This window comes from Flavobacterium akiainvivens (assembly GCF_001278115.1).
Classification (GTDB): Bacteria; Bacteroidota; Bacteroidia; order Flavobacteriales; family Flavobacteriaceae; genus Flavobacterium; species Flavobacterium akiainvivens.
Genome location: NZ_LIYD01000005.1, coordinates 125899 through 151606, shown reverse-complemented (window position 1 = coordinate 151606; position 25708 = coordinate 125899). Strand labels below are relative to the sequence as shown.

The following is a 25708-nucleotide window of genomic DNA, read 5'->3' as shown; positions in this document are numbered from 1 at the left end:
ATCAGTCATTTCCAGATGTCCACAAAACCACATACGATATTTCTTCCCAGCCTGTTTCGCCTTTCCTGAAAAGGTACCGGCTATTATTACCGCTTATCCCATCATGCATTATACATATGTCTATAACGGCCAGTGTACCATCTTTAGAAAACAGCGGCCTGGACATACCAACAATACTTACCTGTTCGCCATAGGTGTCATGAATACCCTGCCAGTAGTCTGTAGTACTAAGTGACAAAAGTCGGTTACCATCTACCAAGTTCCCACCTATAAGAAGCTTAACCCTGTGTGGCTTAAGAGTAAACACACCGTTATAGGCCGCTGCCTGTTGCAGCATATATTGGCGGTCTTCTACTGTAAGCAAGGTGCCAAATTCTGCAAGGCGCAGGGAGTCTTTTCCAATAAAATTAGGAAATAGATCTTCATTAAGCAATACAACATAACCTTTATTATGATTGGAACGGAAATAATCGATCACAAGGTTATAAATTTCATTTTCTTTAGGTGTTGACTGGCTATAGGCAGACAAGGCTGCGATACCTAATAGCAGTATGAGGAGGTTTTTCATCGTATTAATACACAGGGTCTTTAAAAGTATGAATAATATTCCACCCTTGAGGCGTTTTTCTTACTATATAATAAGCACCATACCCGCACATTGGGCCACATTCGTAGCCGGCATGCAGTACCGCATATTGTTTTGATAACGAAAACAACGGCATACTGATATGGTTTATTCCTGAAGGATATTGCTTTTTAATGAAATTGCCATGATTGTGGCCTTTTAACTTTGAAAAAAGGGTATCGCATGAAACAAGATTTGCATTTTTACTAAGAAATTGTTGCGTAATCCTAAAATGGGGTTCAAGGCGTTTTTGTTTTAGCATATAGGTTATATCTGCCTTGCTAAAAAGGGTTAACGATGCCAGCATGAGCGAATCTTCTTCAACTCCAAAGTTTATAGGGTTGCCGTCTATTAAATTGTTGGCTACAGGATTAATAAATGGTTTTCCTTGCGAAAGGCAATGGTTTATTAACTTATAAATAGTTGTGATATCTACTATTTGCCCGGGATTATTAGCCTGTAATTCATTATCCAATTGCACGTTATCTTTTTGGCAACCGAGTAGCAAAATATATGAAAGTGAGATTGCGAGGAGGTTTTTCATATCATTCAATTTAACTTATCCATAAGAGTTCTGACTTAACTACTTTCCAGCCTTTGCCATCTTTTTTAAGTATGCAGCGAGCCCCAGCCCCTGCACGGCTTCCCATCCAGGAAGATACTGTAATCACAGCTGTTTTATGGTCTTCTGAAAATAAGGGTTTACCAATGTTTATAATAACTATAAGCCCATACTTATCATAAATTTCACTATCGCTAAGCTGTTTAAAAGCTGTATGGCTTATTAAAGTAGTGCCATAAGGTACTTTAAGCCTGTCTTTCTTTAAAATAAAAGGTATAGTATCTTTATCCTGAATGGTTATGTAATCTATATCATCTTTAGTAAAAAGACTGTCGGGTTTAAGATTGAGGGAGTCTTTATATGATAATGGCGTGCGGCATTCTTCTCTTAAAAATACTTTGAGCCCATGTTTAGGACCGTTTAAAAAATCTTCATCTGTACTGATGTAATGGTTTACAACATCATATATCTCATCATCTGAAGGTTTTTCAGTAGTGCAGGAAGCCAGCAAGCCTGCTGCAAATAACAGTATAAGGAGGTTTTTCATATTCAATTGGTTTTTAAAAGAACGATGCAACAGGCCGTGATATTGTTATAACCTCTATTTCCGGGATTGCCACCGCGGGCCATGCCACGGGGTTGGATTGTACCCGGATACCTATAGCTATTGCGACTGAAAACTGTGACTGCGACTGTAAACTACTTTACCCCTTTGTGTATTCCAGTACTTCTTCAAGCACATCAAACACACTGTTGCCCGCCTCAACCGATTTGGTTAAATGCGCTTTGGCTTTTAAAAAATGGCTGTGGGCTGTGGGGTTATCATTGTCTATATACAACGAGCCGAGGTAAAAATGCAGGCTGCCGGTTACTTTATCATCATTGGTAAAACTGCCAAATTTGCTGTTGTAAAAAGCTATAAGCGAATCTTTATCATTGTGGTAAATCTTCTCGAGGTCGGCATAAATGGTAGGATTGCCGGGCGCCAGGTTAAAAAATTCATTGCGTGTGGCGGCGGCCCTGGCATCTTTATTAAGCACATAGGCATCCAGCAGCGGACGCAGCGTGTAGTAGTTGCCCGGATCTGCGACATTAGATTTTTCATACCATAGGGTAGCGTTTACCCCATCAGACAACTCACTGTAGGCCATACCCACCATACGTGCGGCATCTGCTTTATAAGCCGCATCGGTATAGCGGTTGTAGGCTTCGGTGCCATACTTTATGGCATTTGCACGGTCGTCTTTATACAGGTAGGCATAGGCCACGTTGTAATATGAGGTAGCATATTCCTTATCCAACTTAATAGCCTCAAGATAAAACGGAATGGCCTCACTATACTTTTCGCGGTTAAGGGCCACAAAGCCCAGTGTTTCATAGGCATCAAAACCGGCACATTTGCCCACTACCGCTTTTGCACAATTAGCTTCCATAAGGTTTAAAAGTTCATCCGGGGTTTTAAGCCAGTTTTCCCCATACTTGGTATACACCTCATGATAAAAGTGGCCCAGGGTGTTGTAAAGTGCACAATTATCGGGATATTTGGCAATAAGTGCCTCAAGGGCTTCATTTGGCACAAAGGTAAACATGCTAAAATGGCCTTCCTTGCCACGGTAGTCCATAATATCTTCTCCGGGTGCAAGGTCTTTAAGGGCAAACATTTGGTGCATCATGCTGGTTACAAAGTAATCCATCATAATATTGGCCTTTAGCACCACTACAGCAGGCCGGGTATTGTCTTTATCAAATTCCTCAAGCTTTCTAAATGCCGACTCATATTGCTTACTGGCAATAAGCGTGTTGGCCTCTTTAAGCACATCGGCTTCTTTTTGTGCAGATAAAGATAACGAGGCTGCGAGGAACAGCAGGGTAAACAGGTATTTCATAAAAGGAAGGTGGTTTTGCGTAAATGTACAGAAAAATTTGCCAGCACGGGCTACTATGCAGGCTGACCTGAGCCAACGGCCTTAAGCTGTTTAAGGAAACGGTTTAAAAACCATTTGTTGCCAAAGTAATGAAATGGCGATTTTGTCCCATACCTGCCATAGCTTATAACGTTGACCAGCATGATATGGGCATCATAAATAACGGTTATTTCTTTGCCATAATCCCAGCTGCCAAAGGTATTATGCCTGTAGAAAACGGTATATGCTGCACTGTCGTGCTTTACCTCCCACCCCAGGTGGCGGGCAGTTTGCTTAACCAGGTGGCGGTTTTGCACATTAGATATACCGCTGATGCGCGACAGGCCAAGCATAAATATTGTACTGTAGATAATAAAACCCGATAAAAGCAGGCTGAGTAAAAGCATCAAAATACTTAACGATTCTACGTGGTGGTATTTGATGCCCTTATAAATTTCTGATGACCAGATGAAGATGAAGAAAAGGGCAAATAAAAAAGACAGGACATCGAAATTTTTCCAGAAAGAAAACCGGCTATACACCACTTTTCTTTTTTCTTTCGATTTTTCGATATCAATTTCCTGTACCATGCCAAATGTATTTTATGATATAAGGTAAATTTATGGAAATTAAAAATACGATAGAATTTCGCTACACAAAAACATCATAGTTTTTAGCTATTCGTTTCCGGAATTTGATACAAGATATTGATTGAAACGAATAATTGATTTCACACCGTGAAAATGAATTCCGAAAGTGAAAAATTAGCGTTAATTTACTGTTAAAATGTAAGATTTTACTGCTTAGCCATCCTGCGGTAAACAGGGTACTGCATGTGTGATTTTTCGTAATAGGGCGAATGGGTATAAATCCAGTCGAGCTGTGCAGCGGTATCCCATGCAAAAGCCTTGTCGTTCAGCTTCTTATCATCAAATTCAGCACGCAGTTGCCTGTTTTCCTTAAGCAATTGTGCCGCAGTATCTTCAAACACATAAGCCGAGTAATACTCCTTTTGCTGTAGGATGGCATCGAAGAAATTCCAGTTAAAAAACGAGTCAACACCTTGTGGTTCAAGGGTTTCAAGCAGGTATTTTACGCCCGGCTGGGCAGTTGACACCACATAATCGCCCTTTTGGAACAGTACTTTTTGGGTTGTGGCAGCCACCTGGGTATCGTTGTGCGGGTAGTGCCCCTCATACGGATAACTGCTTGTTTTATAATTGGTTATACGGTAAGATTCGACCTCAAACGTGGTATCTTTATCCAGCACTTGGAGCTGTATATTGTTGATTTTCAGCAACTCGGCAACCTGCCACCACTCCTGCGGAATAATGTAAGCTTCAGGTATAACTACCTGTTGTTTAGGTACATACTCCTGAAAATACTTTACCACCTTGTTAAACGGGCGGGTACGGTCATAATACAAACGTTGCTGCCCCGTAACGCTACTCACCTTATAATCAGCCTCATACCCTAAAAAAGGCAGTAACGTTACCTTGGTAGAATCTACTTCCCATTGCAGGGTGTAGCGGGCCCCAGGCATATACTCGGCCAGGTTATTGGCACGCAGGTCTTTGATTTTTTGATAGTTATCATCAAGATAATCAAGGGTTTGCACCATATACTCATAGGTCACACCTACCCTTTTACTGTATTCCTTAAGCATGTGGGTTTCAGGCATAGAGCCCGGCACATTAAACAGTGATGCATAGCCGGTAGAGTACCTGCCATAGTCCATAAACTGCTGAAAACCAGACTCAGGGGTATCGCCATGTATGTTTACATAGGGAGTTGCCTCTATACCTTTGGCCTTCATAGCAGTAAGGATTGCAGGCATCATTTCGGCTTTGAAAAAGTCGCCCAATTGGCCTCCCAGGCGCTGGTGTTGTGTAGCGATATAGGTAAAAATACACTGATAATCAGCACCATTACTAACGTGATTGTCTATAAAAACATCAGGCTGCACCTTGTGGAACAGGGCTGCAAAGCTGCGGGCTTCGCGGGTATCGGCCTTTATGAAGTCTCGGTTAAGGTCATAATTGCGGCTGTTGCCCCTAAAACCGTAGCTTTCAGGACCATTCTGGTTGGCACGGCTGTAGCTGCCACGGTTTAGCATGCCGCCAATATTGTATACAGGTATTGCTACAACTACCGTATTTTCAGGCGCTTGCAGCTTACCTGTAGCCAAGTCGCGCAGGAGCATCATGGTGGCATCTATACCATCGGGTTCGCCGGGATGAATGCCATTATTAATAAGGAGGATGGCTTTCTTTTTACGTATCTCGCTGAAATTAAACCCCTTATCCTTATCAAAAACCACAATATGCAGGGGCAGTCCGGCATCTGTAGTGCCCATTTCCTGCATTTGTATGGTTTCAAAGCCGTTATCAAGCTGTTGATAAAAGGCCATAGCCTCCTGATAAGTAGCGGTCTGGTTGCCGTTTCCTTTTTCGTAAGGTGTTGTATATGAGGTTTTTTTCTGTGAAAACAGTGCCGCCGGAAGCAGCAGGATTAGTAGCAGTATCTTCATTAAAATCTATTTCACGCGCACCGAATCGGGCACCAGTATGGTATAATCTCCCCCGTTGCGCAGTACATCGCGCACTATGCTGGAGCTTATGTATGAGGTGTTTGCAGCCGTAAGCAGGAACACGGTTTCAATTTTACTAAGGCGGCGGTTGGTGTGGGCAATGGCCTTTTCAAACTCAAAGTCGGCCGGGTTGCGCAACCCCCTCAGTATGAATTTAGCCCCTACTTTTTTGCAGAGGTCTATTGTAAGCCCCTGATAGGTAATCACTTCCACTTTTGGCTCGTCTTTAAAAGCCTCCTCAATAAAACGCTTACGCTCCTCAAGGTCAAACATATACTTCTTTTCGGCATTAACGCCAATAGCCACAATAACCTTATCAAAAAGGCTCACACCACGCTTTATAATATCGTAATGCCCAAGGGTTATCGGGTCAAAAGACCCCGGAAATACTGCGGTTTTCATGATTTTGTTTAAGGTTTCAGGTTTAAAGTTTCAGGTTCAGCACAACTGACTACTGACCATTGATCACTGATTACTACATTACTTCTTCCAAAGCACTTTACGGTTCAGTGCAAGCTGTATCTCGCTGTCTAACAGGTCGCTAAATGCCATACCGGCGTGTTGTGCCTGTTGCGGGAAGATACTTTGCTGCGAAAGCCCAGGGTTGGTATTAATCTCAATAAAGTGGGGTTCGCCATCCATTACAATAAAATCGGTACGGCTAAAACCGCTCATCCCCAGTGCTTCATAGGCTTTAGCGGCGGTTTCGCGCACTTTTTGCTCGGTAGCGGCATCAAGGCGGGCGGGCGTTATTTCCTCACTCTTGCCAAGGTATTTGGCCTCATAGTCAAAGAAATCGTTGTGCGAAACAATCTCGGTAAGCCCTAAAACAGTGGTGTTGCCGTTGTAATTCAGCACGCCTACAGATACTTCAGTCCCTTTCAGGTAGCTTTCAATCAGGATATCGCTGTCTTCGGCAAAGGCAAATTCAAGGGCCTTTTCAAACTCCTCAATACTATTTACCTTGCTCACTCCCAGGCTGCTACCGCTTTGGTTAGGCTTTACCATAAACGGAAGCCCAAGGGTATCAACCACATCCTGGGCCGTTATCACATCGCCTTTAGAAAGGTAAATGGATTTTGCCCTTGGTATGTTGAATTTACTTAAAACACTCAGTGTATCGCGTTTGTTAAAGGTTAGCGCGCTTTGGTAAAACCCGCAACCGGTGTATGGTAGCCCTAAAAGTTCCCAGTAAGCCTGGAGGTGCCCGTCTTCGCCTGGGGTGCCGTGTACAGTGTTTACGGCAACATCAAACCTTATGGTTTGCCCGTCTTTTTCAAAGCTGAAACCGGCTTTATTTATAGGATATTTGGCGCCATCAACAAGCACATGCCAGCCTTCGGGCAGTATATGCACTTCAAAAGGGGTGTATTTAGAGCGGTCAAGGTTATTTAAAATAAGCTGCCCGCTGCGGATAGATATAACGGATTCATCTGAGTATCCGCCCATTACTACTGCTATATTCATAGGTTGGGTTATAACAGGCCTTTGTTTAAGGGCCTACACAAAAATATCATTATTTGGCTTAACTTATAAAGTTTAGTAATATTTATATCTTTGCGGAAACTCTTTTATATATGAGCAACCTTAAAAACTTTTTAACGAGCAAAGTGTTTTTCAAACAGGTGGCAATCGCCTTGGGCATAATTGTGGTGGTTATTTTCCTGCTGCTGCAATGGCTTAGCTGGACTACCAACCATGGCGAGCAGGTACAGGTGCCTGACCTGGCTAAAAAGACCGTTGAAAAGGCAAGTGAAGAACTGGACAACCTTGGCCTTGAAGCCGTTGTACTTGACACTGTGGAATTTAATGCTAAGTTTCCGCCCTATACTATTGTAGAGCAGGACCCGCTTGCTAAGGTTAATGTAAAAGACGGCCGTAAGGTATATGTAAAGGTTAATGCCGGTGGCTACAGCGCAATTAAGGTGCCTGATTTAGTGCAAAAAACATACAGGCTTGCCCTGCCAATGCTTAAAAATGCCGGGCTTGAAGAAGGTACTAAAACCTATGTTCCGTACCTCGCAAAAGACGTGGTTCTTGAAATGAAACAAAACGGCAAAACCCTGAAAGCCGGCGATAAAGTTCAAAAAGCCAGCAAGATAGACCTTGTACTTGGTGATGGTAAAACCGGTTACCAGGAAGCTGAAGGCACACAAGACAGTACATCTGAAACCCCTGAAAACTAATGAATAAACCCATTGTAGAGATTGATGCCGAGAATGAGGAGCTGTATGAGCATTACCGATTTGAGGCCGGTAAAGGACAGCAGCCATTAAGGGTTGACAAATTTTTAATGAACCTGGTGGAAAATGCCACCCGAAACAAGATACAAAAGGCCGCAGAAGCCGGTAATATCTATATAAACGATGTTGCCGTAAAAAGCAACCATAAGGTAAAGGCTAACGATATTGTGCGTGTTTTAATGGAACACCCGCCCTATGAGTACCTGCTTGAGCCTGAGAATATTCCGCTTAATATACCGTATGAAGACGACCAGCTGCTTATTGTAAATAAGGAGCCCGGCATGGTGGTACACCCGGGGCATGGCAACTACAGCGGCACGCTGGTTAACGCCCTTGCCTACCACTTTGAAAACCTGCCCATGAACAGCAGCGAAAGGCCGGGATTGGTACACCGCATTGATAAAGACACATCGGGCCTATTGGTTATTGCCAAGACGGAACAGGCCATGACCTACCTTACACAGCAGTTTGCCGATAAAACATCTGAACGTGAATACATTGCCCTGGTTTGGGGTAACGTAAAAGAGGATGAAGGTACTATTGAAGGTAATATAGACCGCCACCCTAAAGACCGTATGCAAATGGCTGTTTTTCCTGATGGAGACCAAGGCAAGCACGCGGTTACGCATTATAAGGTTTTAGAGCGTTTTGGCTATGTTACACTGGTTAGCTGCAGGCTTGAAACCGGCCGCACGCACCAGATTCGCGTGCACATGAAATACATAGGCCACACCCTGTTTAATGATGCACGCTATGGCGGAGATGCCATTCTTAAAGGCACTACATTTACTAAATACAAACAGTTTATAGACAATTGCTTTAAGATATTGCCAAGGCAGGCACTGCACGCCAAAACCCTTGGTTTTGAGCACCCTGTAACCAAAGAATTTATGCGCTTTGACAGCGAAGTGCCCGCCGATATGGTAGAATGCCTTGAAAAATGGCGTGTATATGCAAAATCGCATAATGCTGAGGATGAGGAATAATCAGTAGCCAGTATTCGGTGTTCAGTACACAGAAAGCAGAAAAACAGCTTTACATTAATGTAAAGCTGTTTTTTTATGCAGAAAACCCGCTGCATTGCTGCAACGGGTTTACTAAATATAATGGGTAGTTAAAAAGCTTATTGTTTTACAAACTGAAGCTCAAGGGCAAGCTTAACTTCTTCGCCAAGCATTACACCGCCTGTTTCAAGGGCTGCATTCCAGCTAAGGCCAAAATCTTTACGGTTTATTTTTCCGGTTACAGAGAAGCCTGATTTTACGTTGCCCCATGGGTCTTTCTGAATACCGCCAAACTCTACATCAAGAGTAACTGATTTTGTTACACCGTGTATGGTAAGGTCTCCTGTAATGTCAAGCTCATCTTCGCTTTCTTTAGAAACTGAAGTTGATTTGAAAGAAATGGTTGGGAATTGTGCTGCATCAAAGAAATCGCCGCTTTTTAGGTGGCCATCGCGATCAGCATTATTTGTGTTGATAGAATCTACATCGGCGCTAAAGCTGAAAGAGGCACCGTTAAAGCCATCATCTTCAGACTCAGCTGTAGCTTCAAATTTTGTAAAGTTTCCTGAAACGTTAGTAAACATAAGGTGTTTTACCTTAAAAGTAACTTCTGAGTGAGTTGGGTCTAATACCCATTTTGTTGTTGCCATGATTTAAAATTTTATGGTTTATTTAATGTGTTTATCAATTTTTGATGAAGCAAAGTTCAGGCAAAATGAAATGCTGTGCATTGAACTAGGACAAGATTTTACAAAATCTTAAAGTACCATAGGCACTTCCATAAGCAGCACTTCGGCATCCTGGCTTTTAGCAGTAATATCAAGGTTTGCAATATCCCAAACACCAAGGCCGTCCCTCTCGTTAAGGTCAATACCCGAAATGGTTATGTCGCCCTTTAAAACAAAGGCATACACACCATTACCTTTTTTGTTGATGGTATACGTAGTAGTAAAATCTTTATCAAACTTCCCCATGTGGAACCATGCATCCTGGTGAATCCATACACCGGCATCATCTGCATTTGGCGAAAGTATCTGTTGCAGGTTGTTGTGCCTGTCGGCTTCGTTTAGTGTAATCTGACCGTACCTTGGGGTAACATTCCTCTTTTTAGGAAATACCCAAATCTGCAGGAATTTAGTTAGCTGGTCGCTGTTACGGTTATACTCGCTGTGCTGAATGCCCGTACCGGCGCTCATAACCTGTATATCGCCCTTTTTAATAACGGCCACATTGCCCATACTGTCTTTATGCTCTAAATCGCCCTCCAGCGGAATAGAGATAATCTCCATATTATCATGCGGGTGTGTGCCAAAGCCCCTGCCGGCATCTACGCGGTCATCATTAAGTACACGCAGTACGCCAAAGTGCATACGCTCAGGGTTGTTGTAATTTGCAAAGCTAAAAGTGTGGTAGGTATCAAGCCATCCGTGGTTGGCATGACCACGGGTGTGTGCTTTGTGCAGCACCATGTTGTCGGTAACCTTATTTTCCGGATTAGGCAGGTGGTTGTAGCCCATAGGCTCAAGTGGCTTAATCTCGTCTATATCGTTTATAAGGGCATCGCCCACGGCAGCAGAGGTAATAAACATACCGGTACCCAGCAGTCCTTTCTTTAAAAAATCTTTTCTGTCCATAACGTTTAGTATTTTAATGCATTACAAAATTGCAAACATTAAAACACATGCGCATTGAACCAGGACAAGAAAACAAACAGGCTACTTAATTTCTTTGATGTGCTGCTCCTCAAACAACAGCTTTATGTTTTCGTACGAGTTTTTAAGAGCTTCCTTAACCTCGTCTGGCTTTAGCCACACAGCTTTTTCTATACCCTCATTGGCTTGTGGAGTTAGTGCACCACGGTGATTGCTAATCATTTCAAACCAATGGGTTATCTTAAGCTTGTAGTTGCCGTTTCGCTTAAAAATATGATAGGTTTTTTGTAGTTTTTGTACAATAACAAGGTTTTTGGCACCGGTCTCCTCCTCTACCTCTCGCATGGCCGTTTCCTCTATATCCTCGCCTTTTTCAATACCGCCCTTTGGCAAATCCCATTTGCCATTACGTAATATAAAAAGTATTTCGCCTTTTTTGTTGTATACCAGGCCCCCGCCGGCCTTAGCCACAGGAATTTTTTCCTTAAGTTTTTTAAGGATAAGCTTTTCATCAGGATGGTACAGGTGTGCTTTTTCAACTTTGTTGCTAAACATCCTGGTTACAAGCTGCTCAATATCAACACCATCCAACAAAAACGTTTGGAAATCGGTTTCTTTTTCAACTGTCGAAGTCAAAAAAAGCGGCTTATCGTTAACAAAAACTTTATACATTTGCAATATGATTTTCAACACAGACACCGCCAAAAAAACGGCAGAATTGCTGCTGCAAATAAACGCAATTAAATTAAATCCCAAAAATCCTTTTACATGGGCATCAGGATGGAAGTCGCCTATTTATTGCGATAACCGCATAACGCTTTCATTTCCACCCATAAGGAATTATATAAGGGAAGAATTTAGTAAGCACATTGAAAAAGAATATGGCAAGCCCGATGTTATTGCCGGCGTTGCTACAGGCGCCATAGGCATAGGCATGCTGGTAGCCGAATACATGGGCCTACCCTTTATTTACGTGCGCCCTGAGCCTAAAAAACACGGCCGCCAAAACCAGGTGGAAGGTTTTCTTCAAAAAGGCCAGAACGTTGTAGTGGTAGAAGACCTTATAAGCACCGGAGGCAGCAGCCTGCTTGCTGTTGAAGCCCTTAAGGCAGCCGGAGCCAACGTTAAAGGCATGGTGGCCATATTTACCTATGGTTTTGACCTTTCGGTAGAAAACTTCAAAAAAGCCAACGTTACCCTGCACACACTGGGTAACTATGACACACTGCTTGAAGAAGCTGTTGCCAAGCAATATATTACTGAAAAAGAACTGGAAACCCTTAAGGAGTGGAGAACAAGCCCTTCTACATGGGGGCAGGAAACTGTTTAGGGTTTATAGTTTATGGTTCAGAGTTACTTACTCAATTCCATAACACTACGCGCCTTCTAACAACCATCAACTAATAACCATCAACCGAAATGAACTTAGAATCACCTAAAGTAACGGTACAAAAACCGGCTGAGTATATATATAACGCATTAATTGACGTACGCAATTTTGAAAAGCTGATGCCCGAAAATATTGCCAAGTTTGAAATAACCGGCGAAGAATCGTTTATTTTTGCACTGAAAGGCATGCCTGAAATTAAGCTGAAGCTAAAAGACCGCAACCCGGTTGATAAAGTAGTGCTTGGTGCTGCGAGCGATAAAATTCCGTTTACCCTTACGGGAGATATTACAACAACAGGAGACAATTCTTGTGATGTACAGCTGTTCTTTACCGGCGAGTTCAACGCCATGATGGCCATGATGGTTAAAGGCCCTATAACCAAGTTTATAGAAACCCTGGCCAACAATATGCACAAACTGTAATACACTTGTATAAAATACACCTAAAGCTCCGCTAAATGCGGAGTTTTTTATTTTACAATACCGCATGAGCATTAAAATCAGGGTTAAAGATTTTATAAAATTTCAGCCTTAAATAATGCTTTTTGCCTAACTTTAATGTTCACAAAACAAATAAACATGAAAGATCCAAACGAGTTTGAAATGCCCTACGACCTACACAGCGAAATGAGCGAACAGGAATTGGTTGAAATACACATTGGCGATGTTAACCTGCCTACGGGCCGCATTATAGCATCTGACCCGTTTTTTGTTGACAGCCAGCGCCCCTTTAGCCGCACCGTAGAGCCCGACAAATATCCGGTATATATTTACATGGCAGAGATTGACAAACTGCACCACCGCATTGCTTATGCTAAGGTTAAATTCCGCCCGGAAGAAGCCACAAAATGGATACTGGCCCTTACTGACGACCTGACAGAAGAAGAGCTTGGCAGCCTTGAGCCCGATGAGTTTTATGGTTTTCCTGTAGAAAGCGGCCTGGCAGCTTTTATGGACGAAGAAACCAGCAGCCAGTTTATAGATAAAATGGACGTTTTTGAAGAAGCCAATCCCGATGCTGATTATTATGATGAAGTACTGGCTGAAGAATTCAGGCTATACTCCGGCAAAAACAACTTTAGCCGCGACCTGGGCGACTGGAACGACCACAGCATTAGTAATGACACCGACAATAACCTGGTTATGTTTGCTTCCGGCTGGGGAGACGGCTACTATCCTGCTTACTGGGGCTTAAATGAAAACGGCGATACCATAGAACTTGTTATAGACTTCCTTATCAGCGATTTTGAATCAGACGATGAAGAAGATATTGAAGAATAATTAATACAACAGGGCTATCTCTTTAAGTCCGTATTCAGCAACTTTATCATTCTCATGTAAAATAATGAGGTTACCTGAAGCAGATACCCCCTGAATAATACCCACAAACCTGCTGCCGTCTTTTTCAAACGTGGCAGGTATATTTTTTTTAAACAAAAGGCTGTGATAAGTATCCAAAAGCTGTTGGGCATTGTTATTTACAAACTCAACATTAGCTCTCAGAGCGTTTAGTATAGCCATCATAATTTGTTCTTTGTCAAATGTTTTATCACTAACAATAGCTAAAGAAGACGCTTTAGGCAGGCCGTTAAAATCGGTTTGGTTTACATTAAGCCCAATACCAATTACAGATTGTATGCTGCCATCGGGTTTAATAGCATTTTCAATAAGTATGCCGCCTATCTTCTTACTGCCTGCCAAAATGTCGTTAGGCCATTTTATATTTATCTCCTGTAAAGCAAGTGAATTCAGTGCCTGCACAACACTAACGGCAACAGCAACATTAAGGTTAAAAATACCGGCAACATCTGGCAGGACATCTTTTATTAAAACACTAAATGTGAGGTTTTTGCCGGGCTCTACATTCCATTTGGCACCCATTTGGCCTTTACCGGCGGTTTGGTATTCGGCAACAACAGTAGTAAAGTTTTCTGCCGGCGTTGCAGCGTTAAGCTCTTTTAGGTAGTCGTTAGTAGAACTTATGGCATTGAGTTTGATGATATTCATTAAAAATAATCAGCTGTTTTGTGTTTTTTACCGCAAATGAGGTTCAAAAGTAAACACAAAAAATGATAACTTTGCGTAATATATAATATTTTAAATGGCGAAAAAAAAGGTAAACAATGATGATTTATTAGCCGGAATCATTAAAGGGATTGAAGAAGTAAAAGGCAATGATATAGATATCCTGGACCTAAGGGCAATTGATAATACTGTATGCGATTATTTTGTAATATGCAACGGTACCTCTAATACTCAGGTGAACGCTATTGTTCACTCCATCCAAAAAATAGTTTCAAGGGATTTAAAAGACAAGCCATGGCACGTAGAAGGAACCGAAAACGGTGAATGGGTGCTTATGGACTATGTTAATATTGTGGTGCATGTATTCCAGAAGCACGTGCGCGAATATTACAACATAGAAAGCCTGTGGGGCGATGCCAAAATTACATCCATTGGAAGCAATTACTAAGTAACTAAGACTAATTCATGTCAAAAGATAATAAACCGACTAAGATAAAAATAAGCCCGTGGTTTATATACGGCGCTATTATACTGGCGTTTATAGCTATTAACTATGTAGCCGGAGGCGCAACCTGGAGCAACCCAAAACCGCTTTCACTATCTAACTTCTACCAGTATCTTGATGCCGGGCAGGTAGATAAGGTTATGTACAGCAACACATCTGCCGATGTATACCTTAAGCCACAGGCGCTTAATGATGCCAAGCATAAAGATGTAAAAAACGATATGCTGGGCAAAGCCAACAAAGGTCCACACTACTCTGTTATTATTGGCAGCCAGAACGAACTGTTTACTAAAAAACTTGATGAGGCAAAACAGGCCAATAAAATTGCCGACTATGGAGCTGAGCCAGAGAGCCCATGGGGAGAAATCCTTACGTTTGTACTGCCATTTGTAGTTATCATTGTACTTTGGATATACATGATGCGCAGGATGGCCGGCGGCGGTGCTGCAGGCGGTGGCGGACAGATATTTAATATCGGCAAGAGCCGCGCCAAGCTTTTTGATGAGAAAAACGATATTAAGGTTACATTTAAAGATGTAGCCGGCCTTGAAGGGGCTAAAGAAGAAATTCAGGAAATTGTAGAATTCCTTAAAAACCCTGAAAAATATACTAACATAGGTGGTAAGATACCCAAAGGTGCACTACTTGTAGGCCCTCCGGGAACCGGTAAAACCCTTCTTGCTAAGGCAGTAGCCGGTGAAGCTAAAGTACCTTTCTTTTCACTTTCGGGTTCAGACTTTGTTGAGATGTTTGTGGGTGTAGGCGCAAGCCGTGTGCGCGACCTGTTTAAACAGGCTAAAGAAAAATCACCAGCCATTATTTTTATAGATGAGATCGATGCCGTGGGCCGTGCCCGTGGTAAAAACAACTTCTCTGGCTCTAACGACGAACGCGAAAACACACTAAACCAGCTTCTTACCGAAATGGACGGTTTTGGCACTAATACAAATGTTATTGTACTTGCTGCAACCAACCGTGCTGATGTGCTTGATAAAGCCCTTATGCGTGCCGGACGTTTTGACAGGCAGATATATGTAGACCTTCCGGATATTCGAGAGCGTAAGGAAATTTTTGAAGTGCACCTTAAGCCACTTAAAAAGTCTGAAGACCTTGATACCGAATTCCTTGCCAAACAAACACCGGGCTTTAGCGGTGCAGATATTGCCAACGTATGTAACGAGGCTGCCCTTGTAGCTGCCCGTAAAGATAAAACTGCTGTAGACAAACAGGATTTCCTTGATGCAGTAGACCGTATTGTGGGTGGCCTTGAAAAGAAAAACAAGATTGTTTCTCCTGAAGAAAAACGCGCCATTGCAATACACGAAGCAGGCCACGCTACTGTTAGCTGGATGCTTGAGCACGCGGCACCACTGGTTAAGGTAACTATTGTGCCACGCGGGCAAAGCCTGGGTGCTGCATGGTATCTGCCTGAAGAAAGGCTTATTGTGCGACCAGACCAAATGCTTGATGAAATGTGCGCCACCATGGGAGGCCGTGCTGCCGAAAAGGTAATCTTTAACAAAATATCTACCGGTGCATTGAGCGACCTTGAAAAGGTTACCAAACAGGCCCGTGCAATGGTTACCATATATGGCCTTAACGATAAACTGGGCAATATAACCTATTACGATTCAACAGGGCAAAGCGAATATAACTTCTCTAAACCATACAGCGAAGACACAGCCCAGGTTATAGATAAAGAAATTTCATCGCTTATTGAAGAGCAGTATCAGCGCGCTATAACAATACTTACCGAAAACCAGGATAAGCTGCTTAAGTTGGCAGACATTCTTATAGAGCGTGAAGTTATTTTTAAAGATGACCTTGAAGAAATTTTTGGCCACCGCCCTTTCGAACAAAAAGGCAGCGAGGTAGTTACAGAGGCTTAAATTTCATTATTCATAAATAAATCCAAAAATCTTAACTCAAATGCAATATTTGAGTTAAGATTTTTTTATCTTTGGTCATAAGGAAAAACGCAGAGGTTAGATACAGGATGAGCCTATTTAAAAAGATTTTTGGTGCTGCAGATGATGCAGCCGACGACAAAAACCCCGAAACAAGCCCTTACACACAGGAGCAACAACTACCTGTTGACGAGCTTTTTATGACAAATTTTAAAAAGAATGGGGGCAAATTCCTATATTGTGACACTGTAGGCGAACTGCATGAGCAGTTTATAAACGTTTTAGAAGAAAACGATTGGTTTGAGTGCGAAGCCCTCTGTTTTGAGCCTAAACTCTTCCCCCTGCTTGACGAAAACAAGCTGGCTCATGATAAGCCGCAAAACCCTAAATTTATATTGGCTACCTGCGAAAGCCTTGTGGCAGATGAGGGTTCAATACTGTTTTCATCTAACCAGATAAAGCAGAACAAGCCCAATGAATTACCTGATAACATGGTAATTTATGCTACTACCAGCCAAATACTGGCTAATAAAACCGAATGCCTTAAATACATTAAAAAACGTTATGACAAGGCATACCCCACTAATATAACCGCAATAAAATATTTCGAAAAGGCAAAAGAAGAAGACTTTCTTCATTATGGCAGCGTTGCAAAAAACCTGTACCTTTTGCTTTTAGAAGACCTGTAGCATGAACGAAAGCATTACAAGGGCGCTCTCGGGCATAGTTTATATTATACTACTAATTACAGCAACCTATTACCACCCCCTAAGCTTTATGCTTTTGTTTGGGGTTTTCCTTATTATAGCCGTTACTGAATTTTGCCGCCTTGTAAACCTAAATAAAACAGGCCCTATTGTAATGGCAATCATTGGGTGGCTGCTGTTTGGCTACATTATTAATAATGATTTCTATACAAACATATTAATCAACGCAGGCGCACTTATTATAAGCATAGGCCTACTTAACGAATTGTTTTCCAGCAAGCCTATTGTACCTAAAGATACTATGGCTAAGCAGGCACAACTTATAGGGTATATAATCATCCCGTTCCTGCTTATTATAAAGCTGGCTTACCTTACTAATGATTTTGAGCCCAGTATAATAATTGGTATGTTTATACTTATATGGGCTAATGACACCTTTGCATACATTGTTGGCAAAGCCATAGGCAAGCGAAAGCTATTTGAACGTATTTCCCCTAAAAAAACCATTGAAGGCTTTGCCGGAGGTATGCTTTTTACCATAATCAGCGCTTACTTTTTAGGCAAAAGTATATACTTTACAGTACTTTCTCCATGGCAATGGATGGCTTTTGCAGCCATATTGGTTGTTTTTGGCACACTGGGCGACCTGGTAGAGAGCAAACTAAAGCGCAATGCCGGTGTAAAAGACAGCGGAAATATAATGCCCGGCCACGGAGGCATTTTAGACAGGCTTGATAGCATATTATTTGCAATACCTTTTATATTTTTGTATTACCAAATCTTATATTATGTTTCATAAAGAAGGAGCTAAAATTATCCTGGGCGCCCTTGTGGTTACCGTAGCTGTATTATTATTATCAGATCATTTTCTGGAAAACCGCTGGCTGGTAGGCGCCATACAGGTGTTTACGCTGGTTTTTCTTATCCTGATATTACAGTTTTTCCGCAACCCAAAACGCCACGTAACAATTACTGACCATAATATTATTGCCCCGGTAGATGGCAAGGTTGTAGTAATAGAAGAGGTATATGAACCCGAATATTTTAAAGATAAGCGCCTTCAGGTATCTATCTTTATGTCGCCTATAAATGTGCACGTAACCCGCTACCCCGTTAACGGGCTGGTTAAATTCAGTAAATACCACCCTGGTAAATACCTTGTGGCATGGCACCCAAAAGCAAGCGAAGAAAACGAGCGTACCACTATAGTTATAGAAAACAACCTGTTTGGCGAAATACTGTACCGCCAGATTGCCGGTGCCCTTGCCCGCAGGATTGTAAATTATGCACAGGAAGGCACACAGGTTGTACAGGGTACTGATGCCGGTTTTATAAAATTTGGCTCTCGTGTAGACCTGTTTTTGCCTTTAGGCACCAAGGTAGATGTTCAGCTTAACCAAAAAGCCATAGGCGGCAAAACCATAATTGCAACCAAAGCATAAATGGAGGAAAAAGATTTAGACACGCTTTTTAACGAGGCATTTCAACGCGCTTCTGATATGACACAGGTATTACCTCCCGATGTCATGCTGCGTATTTATGCCTATTACAAGCAGGCCACCGGTAATACCACAGGTGTTAACCCACACCCTACCCACAACCTAAGGGAAGCTTTTAAGCTAAATGCATGGATGCAGGTAAGGCATTTAACACCAAATGAGGCAAAAAAGTTGTATATTGAAACTATCAATTCGCTAATTAAATAGTTACTATCATGAAAAATGTAAAGATTTTAGCATCGGCGCTTATTCTTGCAGCCATAATGCAGTCTTGTAAAGAAAAAGATAACCTGGAGCCTGTAGTAAGCACTCCTGAGCCTGAAAAAGAACAGGCAGAAGCAAAAGCGCCACTTGGCAACCCTGACGATGTTAAGGCAGAAGATGCTGCCGGTAAATTTCAGGTTGCAAAGCTTGGCTATAAATATGATGCCCTTGAGCCAAATATAGATGCCGCCACTATGGAAGTGCACTACTCTAAGCATTATAAAAAATATACTGATGAGCTTAATAAGGCTGTAAAAGGCACACCACAGGAAACCCAGTCTATTGAAGACATACTTGGCAAACTTGACTTAAACAACAAGGCACTTCGCAACAATGGTGGCGGTTACTACAACCACACTTTCTTTTGGGAAGTACTAAGTCCCGGTGGAGCAAAAGCCCCGGCCGGTGCACTTGCAGAAGCCATTAATAAGGATTTTGGAAGCTTTGATGCATTTAAAACCCAATTTACTGAGGCCGCTACAAAACAGTTTGGTTCAGGCTGGGCATGGTTAGTGGTTGATAAATCAGGTAAACTGGTTGTGGGCAGCACGCCAAACCAGGATAACCCGCTAATGCCGGGTGTGGGCATCGCCGGTAAACCTGTTTTAGGTATAGATGTATGGGAGCACGCTTACTACCTTAAATACCAAAACAAAAGGCCGGATTATATAACCGCTTTCTGGAATGCCATTAACTGGGATACCGTATCTAAAAAATATACAGCTGCAACTGCTAAATAGTACATTGCAGTATCACAAAATTATCCGCCCATGTGGCGGATTTTTTATTTAACCTAAATTTAAAATTTTGGTTTTACCAAAAAAAAGCTGATTTTTACGCTACCTAAAAACTAAAACTATGAAAAACCTGTATGCCCTTCCGGCTGCATTAATGCTGCTTTTGGTATCATGCAAAAGCGATAAGAAAGAAGACGCTGAAGTTGCCATTGACCCAAAGAAAACAGATATATATGCCGATAAGCTAAACGGTAAAGTAAAAACCGTTGCCGAAAGATCTTTTACCTTTACAAATGGCGCTAAAGGAGCCGCTGCGGGAGAGCCGGGGCATTTTGATACCGATCTTCAATATGATGCTACAGGCATGCTTACCATTGAAAAAAAATACAATGCCGCGGGTATCGCCAATGAAAATACATATAAAGGCAGAAGCAACCACATAAAAGAAACGCAATATATTAACGGGGCGGCCGGCATGGTAACCGAGCATAGTTATGATAAGAGTGGTAATGTAACCTCTATAACCCGCAGAACAGCGAGCAACAGCCAGATAGACCGCATTGAGATGAAGTATAAAGGTAAAAGTATAGTTGAAAAAAATACGTTTAACAACCAAAATACACCTATAGATAAAATTACCTATACCTGCGATAAAGAAGGTAACATTGTTGAAGAAAATATTTACATGGGTACACAAAGCGTAAAAGTGCGTGCAGTGTATGAATATGATGGTAAAGGCCATAAAACAGGCGAAACACGCTACAGCGGTGAAAAACTGAGCTACAAAACAAGTTATACCTATGATGGCGATAAACTGATGAATAAAATAACTACCGGCCCTAACGGCGATACTGAATATGCTGAAGTGTTTAAATATGACGACAAGGGCAACATTATAAAGTTTGAAACCTTTGAAAAAGCCACTAACACACGCTCTGAAGAAGTAAATGTATATGATGGCAAGGGTAACATTTTAAACGTTACCATAAGCAACAATGGCAAAATGCAATTCAGGGAAATGCATACCTATGATAAAAACAATAACATCATATCTATCATGGCTACAGATGCCACAGGGAAAATATTAAACAACAGGAACTATGCCTATACATATGACAGTAACAACAACTGGACAAAAAAAGTTGTAAACATAATGGGCGAGCCTGCCTTTATTATAGAACGGGCCATAACATACCACCCATAAACAAAAAGTCCCGCCATATATATGGCGGGACTTTTATTTTAAGCCCTTTATAGCTATTTATTTTAGAGAGGCAAGGCTTTGCTCCAGTGTAGCTATTTTAGCCAAAGCATCGGCCTCTTTTTGGCGTTCATTGGCCACAACCTTCTCAGGCGCACCGGCCATAAACTTCTCATTATTCAGTTTTGACTGTACTGATTTAAGGAAGCCCTGGTTATATTTCAATTCTTCCTCCAGCTTGGCAATTTCTTCTTCAATATTTACAGAACCCGTTACCGGCACAAAGTATTCGTTACTCTTTACACGGAAGGTAAGCGCACCACCCACTTTTTCGGTTACATACTCAATGCCTGATACATTTGTAAGCTTGGTGATGATACTGTCAAAATTATCAGAAGCATTCTCGCTGTCAACCACCTTCAGTTCAATAGCATCCTTAAACGGAATGTTCTTGTCTTTACGGATGGTGCGTATGCCTGCAATAACTTCTGTTGCAAAATCAAAACCTTCAAGTATTGATGCATCAAACGCTTTAGTTTCCGGCCATTGTGCTATAATAAGTGCCTCATCTGTTGAACGCTCAGCAATATGCTGCCATATCTCTTCAGTAAGGAAAGGCATAAATGGATGCAGCAACTTCAGGTTGGCTTCAAGCATGGCAATAGCGCCTTCAAAAGTAGCCCTGTCAATAGGCTGCTGATAGCCCGGTTTTATCATTTCAAGGAACCATGAGCAAAAATCATCCCACACCAGCTTGTAAATAGCCATAAGCGCATCGCTAATACGATACTTTTCAAAGTGGTCTTCAATCTCAGCAAGTGTTTTTTGTAACTTGGCTTCATACCATGCAAGGGCTTTTTTAGCATACTCAGGCTGTGCAATATCAGCAACCTCCCACCCTGTTATCAGGCGGAAAGCATTCCATATTTTATTGGTAAAGCCTTTACCCTGGTTGCATAATTCTTCATCAAAAAGAATATCATTACCGGCAGAAGCACTTAGTAGCAGCCCTACCCTTACACCATCGGCACCAAATTTCTCAATAAGGTCAAGCGGGTCAGGCGAGTTACCAAGTGATTTACTCATCTTCCTGCGCTGGTTATCACGAACCAGACCGGTTAGGTACACATTGGTAAACGGCTTTTCCCCTGCATATTCATATCCGGCAATAATCATACGGGCTACCCAAAAGAAAAGGATATCCGGGCCGGTAACCAGGTCGTTTGTAGGATAGTAGTATTTAAAATCCTTGCTTTCAGGGTTAAGTACACCACCAAAAACGCTCATTGGCCATAGCCAAGAGCTAAACCAGGTATCAAGTGCATCGGCATCCTGGGTTAGGTCAGCTACGGTAAGCGCAGCGTTACCCGTTTTAGCCTTAGCAAGCTCAAGGGCTGCTTCCGGCGTTTCGGCTACAACAAAATCTTCCTTGCCATCGCCAAAGTAATAAGCCGGTATTTGTTGGCCCCACCACAGCTGGCGCGAAATATTCCAGTCACGGATGTTTTCCATCCAGTGCCTATAGGTATTGTTAAATCGATTAGGGTACAGTTTAACCTCTTCCGTTTCCAATACAGCCTTAATGGCAGGTTTAGCCAACTCTTCCATCTTAAGGAACCACTGGTCGCTAAGCCTCGGTTCAATAACGGCCTTAGTTCTTTCAGAAGTACCTACCTTATTAAGGTGGGTTTCTACTTTTTCAAGGCTGCCAATGGCTTCAAGCTCTTTAGCTATTTCATCACGAACCACAAAACGGTCTTTACCGGCATAATGCAGGCCAAAACTATTAAGAGTAGCATCTTCGTTAAAAATGTCTATTATTTCAAGACCGTGCTTGTCACCAAGATCTTTATCGTTAACATCATGTGCAGGCGTAACCTTAAGCGCACCCGTACCAAACTCCATGTCTACATACTCATCAAAAATAATTGGTATAACACGGTTGGCAATAGGCACAATAGCCTTCTTGCCCTGTAGGTGCGTATAACGCTCATCATTAGGGTTTATACAGATGGCCGTATCGCCTAAAATGGTTTCAGGACGCGTGGTAGCAATGGTAATATAATCAGTAGTGCCCTCAATCTGGTACTTAATGTGGTACAGCTTACCCTGGCGCTCTTCATAAATTACTTCTTCGTCAGACAACGTAGTTTTCGCCTCCGGATCCCAGTTTACCATACGGTAACCGCGGTATATAAGGCCTTTGTTATACAGGTCTACAAACGATTTTATAACCGATGCACTCATGTCTGGGTCCATAGTAAACTTGGTACGTTCCCAATCGCATGAAGCACCCAGTTTTTTTAGCTGCTCAAGGATAACGCCGCCATATTTATCGGTCCATTCCCATGCGTGTTTCAAAAACTCCTCACGGATCAGGTCGGCCTTGTTAACGCCTTCTGCTTTAAGCTTTGCCACAACCTTAGCTTCGGTAGCAATACTGGCGTGGTCTGTACCCGGCACCCAGCAGGCATTAAAGCCCTTAAGGCGTGCACGGCGAATAAGTACATCCTGTATGGTATTATTAAGCATGTGCCCCATGTGCAAAACGCCCGTAACGTTTGGCGGAGGAATGACTATAGTATAAGGTGTGCGGCTATCGGGTTCAGAATGAAAGTAATTGTTCTCCATCCAGTAGCCATACCACTTGGCTTCTACTGCTTTTGCATCAAATTGTGCGGGGATTGTCATAAACGTTAGCTTTAATAATTGACCAAAAATTGGTGCGGTTTTTGTAAAATGTATGCAAAAATACCATATATAACTATAATTTTAAAAAACGTAAAGTAATTATTTGCACTTTTATTTAAAGTAGTTACTTTTACTTTCACAAAGTTTTAAGAGAATGAAAAGAATTTTATTTTGCATTGCCGTTTTTGTTATCAGTATGGCCACTTATGCCCAAAAAGGCGCTAAGATTGAATTTAAATCTGATACTATAGATTACGGAACCGTAACCAAGGAGGAAGACAATGGCGTAAGGGTTTTTGAATTTACCAACACAGGCGATGCCGACCTGATTATTACCAATGTAAAATCTACCTGTGGCTGTACAGTGCCCAGCAAACCTAAAGACCCTATTAAGCCCGGGAAAACCGGACAAATAGAGGTAAAATACAATATGAACACCGGGCCTATCCGCAAGACCATAACCGTAACCAGTAATGCGGTTAATGTGCCTGATGGTGTTGTTGCCCTGAAAATTAAGGGTGAGGTTGTAAAAGGCGAATCGACCGACATTCTCCAGAAAAAGAAAACATTACCTGAAAACTAATACAAGCCCCTTAAAGGGGCTTTTTTATTGGGGTACATTGATATTTATGATCAATAATGTATCCATTCATTAAAAAAATTGCAAATTTGCCCCTGCAAACAAATAAATATCGAAAATATGCCGCAGGTATCTAATAAAGGCATCCAAATGCCTGAATCGCCAATACGCAAACTGGTTCCTTATGCCGAAATAGCTAAGAAGAAAGGTAATAAAGTATATCACCTTAATATTGGCCAGCCCGATATTAAAACTCCTGAAGTAGCTCTTGAAGCCATTAAAAATGCCAATATAGAAATACTGGAATACAGCCACTCTGCCGGTTTTGAAAGTTACCGCACCAAGCTGGCTGCTTATTATACAAAACATGGCCTTCCTGTAGAAACACATGACATTATTATAACAACCGGCGGTTCTGAAGCGCTGTTATTTGCCCTTGGTACTACGCTTGATGCAGGTGATGAAGTAATTATCCCTGAGCCATTTTATGCAAACTACAATGGCTTTTCAGTAGCATCAGGTGTAAAAGTAGTTCCTGTTATTTCTACTATAGACGAAGGTTTTGCCCTTCCCCCTATTGCCGATTTTGAAAAACTGATTACACCTAAAACCAAGGCTATACTTATCTGTAACCCGGGCAACCCAACAGGCTACCTGTATACACAGGATGAAATAAACCAACTGGCTGAACTGGTTAAAAAACATGATCTTTTCCTTATTGCCGATGAAGTATACCGTGAGTTTACGTATGACGGAGACAAACACTATTCGGTACTTAACGTTGCGGGCATTGAGCAAAATGCAATTATGATTGACTCAGTTTCTAAGCGTTACAGCATGTGTGGCGCACGTATTGGCTGCATTGTGTCTAAAAACAAACAGGTAATGGCTACTGCTATGAAGTTTGCCCAGGCGCGCCTTAGCCCGCCAACCTATGAGCAAATTGCCAGCGAAGCCGCACTTGATACACCTCAAAGTTACTTTGACGAAGTAATTACCGAATACAAAGAGCGCCGCGACACCCTAATTACAGAGCTTAACAAAATTGAAGGTGTTAAAGTATCAGCACCTAAAGGTGCATTTTACTGCATCGCCAAGCTACCCGTAGACAACGCCGATAACTTTGCACAATGGTTGCTTGAAAGTTTCAGCAGCAATGGCGAAACCGTTATGGTAGCCCCAGCAGCAGGTTTTTATTCCACCCCAGGCATTGGCCTTGACGAAATCAGGATTGCCTATGTTTTAAAGAAAGAAGATCTTATACGTTCTGTAGCCATACTTAAAGAAGCACTGCAACAGTACAACAAATAGTACAAGCTCATCTCAATATATAAGCCTTACTGCAAAGTAGGGCTTTTTTATTTGCAGCCCATCGCCTGCGCCTTGCATGATATTCAGTTCCTGCTTTCGGCTATATCTGCCTTGCTGCGCCGGCAGGATGCCGCCTCAATCAGGGCTATGTAACTTCTTTACGCTTCTTCTAAGCTTCGCGATGTACTGCCACATAACAAAACACCCCGCCAATGGCGGGGTGTTTGTTTTATAAGCCACAGGCTGCTTACTGCCACCTGCTATCTGTTCCCTCCCACTTTGCTTCGCCAGTTCGCTCCGCTCGTGTGGGGG

At 42.1% G+C, this 25708-nt stretch carries 28 protein-coding genes; 15 read left to right on the top strand and 13 right to left on the bottom strand.

Translation table 11 applies throughout. The features are described 5' to 3' along the window. Position 1: 1 nt before the first annotated feature. The 8 genes from AM279_RS00745 to AM279_RS00710 all read right to left on the bottom strand — a co-directional run bounded on the left by AM279_RS00745 (position 2) and on the right by AM279_RS00710 (position 7148). The gene (locus tag AM279_RS00745) at positions 2 to 568 is read right to left on the bottom strand and encodes a hypothetical protein (RefSeq protein WP_054405768.1); all 567 of its coding nucleotides are present in this window, start codon (positions 566 to 568) and stop codon (positions 2 to 4) included. 4 nt (positions 569 to 572) lie between these two features. Continuing rightward, complete coding sequence (locus AM279_RS00740; protein ID WP_143090419.1) at positions 573 to 1169, bottom strand: hypothetical protein; 597 nt, start codon at positions 1167 to 1169, stop codon at positions 573 to 575. A gap of 10 nt (positions 1170 to 1179) precedes the next feature. Further along, a complete protein-coding gene (locus AM279_RS00735) occupies positions 1180 to 1734 on the bottom strand; it encodes a hypothetical protein (protein ID WP_054405766.1) in 555 nt (184 codons plus the stop codon). Positions 1735 to 1891: 157 nt separating this feature from the next. Further along, positions 1892 to 3073 carry a tetratricopeptide repeat protein gene (locus AM279_RS00730; RefSeq protein ID WP_054405765.1) on the bottom strand — a complete coding sequence of 394 codons (1182 nt, stop codon included), beginning with the start codon at positions 3071 to 3073 and terminating at the stop codon, positions 1892 to 1894. Between the two features lie 53 nt (positions 3074 to 3126). Further along, complete coding sequence (locus AM279_RS00725; RefSeq protein WP_054405764.1) at positions 3127 to 3681, bottom strand: hypothetical protein; 555 nt, start codon at positions 3679 to 3681, stop codon at positions 3127 to 3129. A gap of 206 nt (positions 3682 to 3887) precedes the next feature. Beyond that, positions 3888 to 5621 (bottom strand): M14 family metallopeptidase, encoded by a 1734-nt coding sequence (locus AM279_RS00720; RefSeq protein WP_054405763.1) that lies wholly within the window; start codon positions 5619 to 5621, stop codon positions 3888 to 3890. A gap of 6 nt (positions 5622 to 5627) precedes the next feature. After that, the gene (gene coaD, locus AM279_RS00715) at positions 5628 to 6083 is read right to left on the bottom strand and encodes a pantetheine-phosphate adenylyltransferase (RefSeq protein WP_054405762.1); all 456 of its coding nucleotides are present in this window, start codon (positions 6081 to 6083) and stop codon (positions 5628 to 5630) included. A 78-nt stretch (positions 6084 to 6161) separates the two neighbouring features. After that, the gene (locus AM279_RS00710; protein WP_054405761.1) at positions 6162 to 7148 is read right to left on the bottom strand and encodes a D-alanine--D-alanine ligase; all 987 of its coding nucleotides are present in this window, start codon (positions 7146 to 7148) and stop codon (positions 6162 to 6164) included. A gap of 110 nt (positions 7149 to 7258) precedes the next feature. On the opposite strand from AM279_RS00710, the gene AM279_RS00705 reads away from it, so the two are divergent. Both AM279_RS00705 and AM279_RS00700 read left to right on the top strand, forming a co-directional pair. After that, positions 7259 to 7867, top strand: coding sequence for a PASTA domain-containing protein (locus AM279_RS00705; RefSeq protein ID WP_054405760.1), 609 nt, complete (start codon positions 7259 to 7261; stop codon positions 7865 to 7867). Beyond that, entirely contained in the window at positions 7867 to 8910 is a 1044-nt protein-coding gene (locus AM279_RS00700) for an RluA family pseudouridine synthase (RefSeq protein WP_054405759.1), read from the top strand. Before AM279_RS00705 ends, AM279_RS00700 begins: the two co-directional genes overlap by 1 nt. 137 nt (positions 8911 to 9047) lie before the next feature. Here the strand turns inward: AM279_RS00700 and AM279_RS00695 are convergent, their stop codons facing one another. The 3 genes from AM279_RS00695 to AM279_RS00685 all read right to left on the bottom strand — a co-directional run bounded on the left by AM279_RS00695 (position 9048) and on the right by AM279_RS00685 (position 11252). Continuing rightward, the gene (locus AM279_RS00695; RefSeq protein WP_054405758.1) at positions 9048 to 9578 is read right to left on the bottom strand and encodes a YceI family protein; all 531 of its coding nucleotides are present in this window, start codon (positions 9576 to 9578) and stop codon (positions 9048 to 9050) included. A gap of 108 nt (positions 9579 to 9686) precedes the next feature. Continuing rightward, positions 9687 to 10562 carry a pirin family protein gene (locus AM279_RS00690; RefSeq protein ID WP_054405757.1) on the bottom strand — a complete coding sequence of 292 codons (876 nt, stop codon included), beginning with the start codon at positions 10560 to 10562 and terminating at the stop codon, positions 9687 to 9689. An 81-nt stretch (positions 10563 to 10643) separates the two neighbouring features. Next, on the bottom strand, positions 10644 to 11252 hold the full coding sequence (locus tag AM279_RS00685; protein WP_054405756.1) for an NUDIX hydrolase: 609 nt from the start codon (positions 11250 to 11252) through the stop codon (positions 10644 to 10646). A gap of 7 nt (positions 11253 to 11259) precedes the next feature. Here AM279_RS00685 and pyrE point away from each other — a divergent pair, with 7 nt between their 5' ends. The 3 genes from pyrE (at position 11260) to AM279_RS00670 (ending at position 13250) form a co-directional block, all read left to right on the top strand. After that, the gene (gene pyrE, locus AM279_RS00680; RefSeq protein WP_054405755.1) at positions 11260 to 11910 is read left to right on the top strand and encodes an orotate phosphoribosyltransferase; all 651 of its coding nucleotides are present in this window, start codon (positions 11260 to 11262) and stop codon (positions 11908 to 11910) included. Between the two features lie 89 nt (positions 11911 to 11999). Then, positions 12000 to 12392, top strand: a complete 393-nt coding sequence (locus AM279_RS00675; protein ID WP_054405754.1) for a hypothetical protein — start codon at positions 12000 to 12002, stop codon at positions 12390 to 12392. 156 nt (positions 12393 to 12548) lie between these two features. Then, complete coding sequence (locus AM279_RS00670; protein ID WP_054405753.1) at positions 12549 to 13250, top strand: DUF4241 domain-containing protein; 702 nt, start codon at positions 12549 to 12551, stop codon at positions 13248 to 13250. Here AM279_RS00670 and AM279_RS00665 read toward each other — a convergent pair whose 3' ends face one another. Further along, positions 13251 to 13976: a biotin--[acetyl-CoA-carboxylase] ligase gene (locus AM279_RS00665; protein WP_054405752.1), complete on the bottom strand. Its 726-nt coding sequence runs from the start codon at positions 13974 to 13976 to the stop codon at positions 13251 to 13253. Positions 13977 to 14070: 94 nt separating this feature from the next. Between AM279_RS00665 and rsfS the strand changes: the two genes are divergently transcribed. The 8 genes from rsfS to AM279_RS00625 all read left to right on the top strand — a co-directional run bounded on the left by rsfS (position 14071) and on the right by AM279_RS00625 (position 20817). Continuing rightward, a complete protein-coding gene (gene rsfS, locus AM279_RS00660) occupies positions 14071 to 14442 on the top strand; it encodes a ribosome silencing factor (protein ID WP_054405751.1) in 372 nt (123 codons plus the stop codon). A 17-nt stretch (positions 14443 to 14459) separates the two neighbouring features. Then, on the top strand, positions 14460 to 16388 hold the full coding sequence (ftsH, locus tag AM279_RS00655; RefSeq protein ID WP_054405750.1) for an ATP-dependent zinc metalloprotease FtsH: 1929 nt from the start codon (positions 14460 to 14462) through the stop codon (positions 16386 to 16388). 107 nt (positions 16389 to 16495) lie between these two features. Next, positions 16496 to 17095: a lactate utilization protein B/C gene (locus AM279_RS00650; RefSeq protein WP_054405749.1), complete on the top strand. Its 600-nt coding sequence runs from the start codon at positions 16496 to 16498 to the stop codon at positions 17093 to 17095. A gap of 1 nt (position 17096) precedes the next feature. Further along, on the top strand, positions 17097 to 17912 hold the full coding sequence (locus tag AM279_RS00645) for a phosphatidate cytidylyltransferase (RefSeq protein ID WP_054405748.1): 816 nt from the start codon (positions 17097 to 17099) through the stop codon (positions 17910 to 17912). Continuing rightward, positions 17902 to 18555 (top strand): phosphatidylserine decarboxylase family protein, encoded by a 654-nt coding sequence (locus AM279_RS00640; protein WP_054405747.1) that lies wholly within the window; start codon positions 17902 to 17904, stop codon positions 18553 to 18555. Before AM279_RS00645 ends, AM279_RS00640 begins: the two co-directional genes overlap by 11 nt. Further along, complete coding sequence (locus tag AM279_RS00635; protein WP_054405746.1) at positions 18556 to 18819, top strand: acyl-CoA-binding protein; 264 nt, start codon at positions 18556 to 18558, stop codon at positions 18817 to 18819. 8 nt (positions 18820 to 18827) lie between these two features. Next, complete coding sequence (locus AM279_RS00630) at positions 18828 to 19616, top strand: superoxide dismutase (protein WP_082344152.1); 789 nt, start codon at positions 18828 to 18830, stop codon at positions 19614 to 19616. 118 nt (positions 19617 to 19734) lie between these two features. Next, a complete protein-coding gene (locus AM279_RS00625; protein ID WP_054405745.1) occupies positions 19735 to 20817 on the top strand; it encodes a hypothetical protein in 1083 nt (360 codons plus the stop codon). 57 nt (positions 20818 to 20874) lie between these two features. On the opposite strand, the gene AM279_RS00620 is transcribed toward AM279_RS00625, so the two are convergent. Then, positions 20875 to 23505, bottom strand: a complete 2631-nt coding sequence (locus tag AM279_RS00620) for a valine--tRNA ligase (RefSeq protein WP_054405744.1) — start codon at positions 23503 to 23505, stop codon at positions 20875 to 20877. Between the two features lie 154 nt (positions 23506 to 23659). On the opposite strand from AM279_RS00620, the gene AM279_RS00615 reads away from it, so the two are divergent. Continuing rightward, positions 23660 to 24088 carry a DUF1573 domain-containing protein gene (locus AM279_RS00615; protein WP_054405743.1) on the top strand — a complete coding sequence of 143 codons (429 nt, stop codon included), beginning with the start codon at positions 23660 to 23662 and terminating at the stop codon, positions 24086 to 24088. A gap of 117 nt (positions 24089 to 24205) precedes the next feature. After that, entirely contained in the window at positions 24206 to 25396 is a 1191-nt protein-coding gene (locus tag AM279_RS00610; RefSeq protein ID WP_054405742.1) for a pyridoxal phosphate-dependent aminotransferase, read from the top strand. The last annotated feature ends 312 nt before the right edge of the window (positions 25397 to 25708 follow it).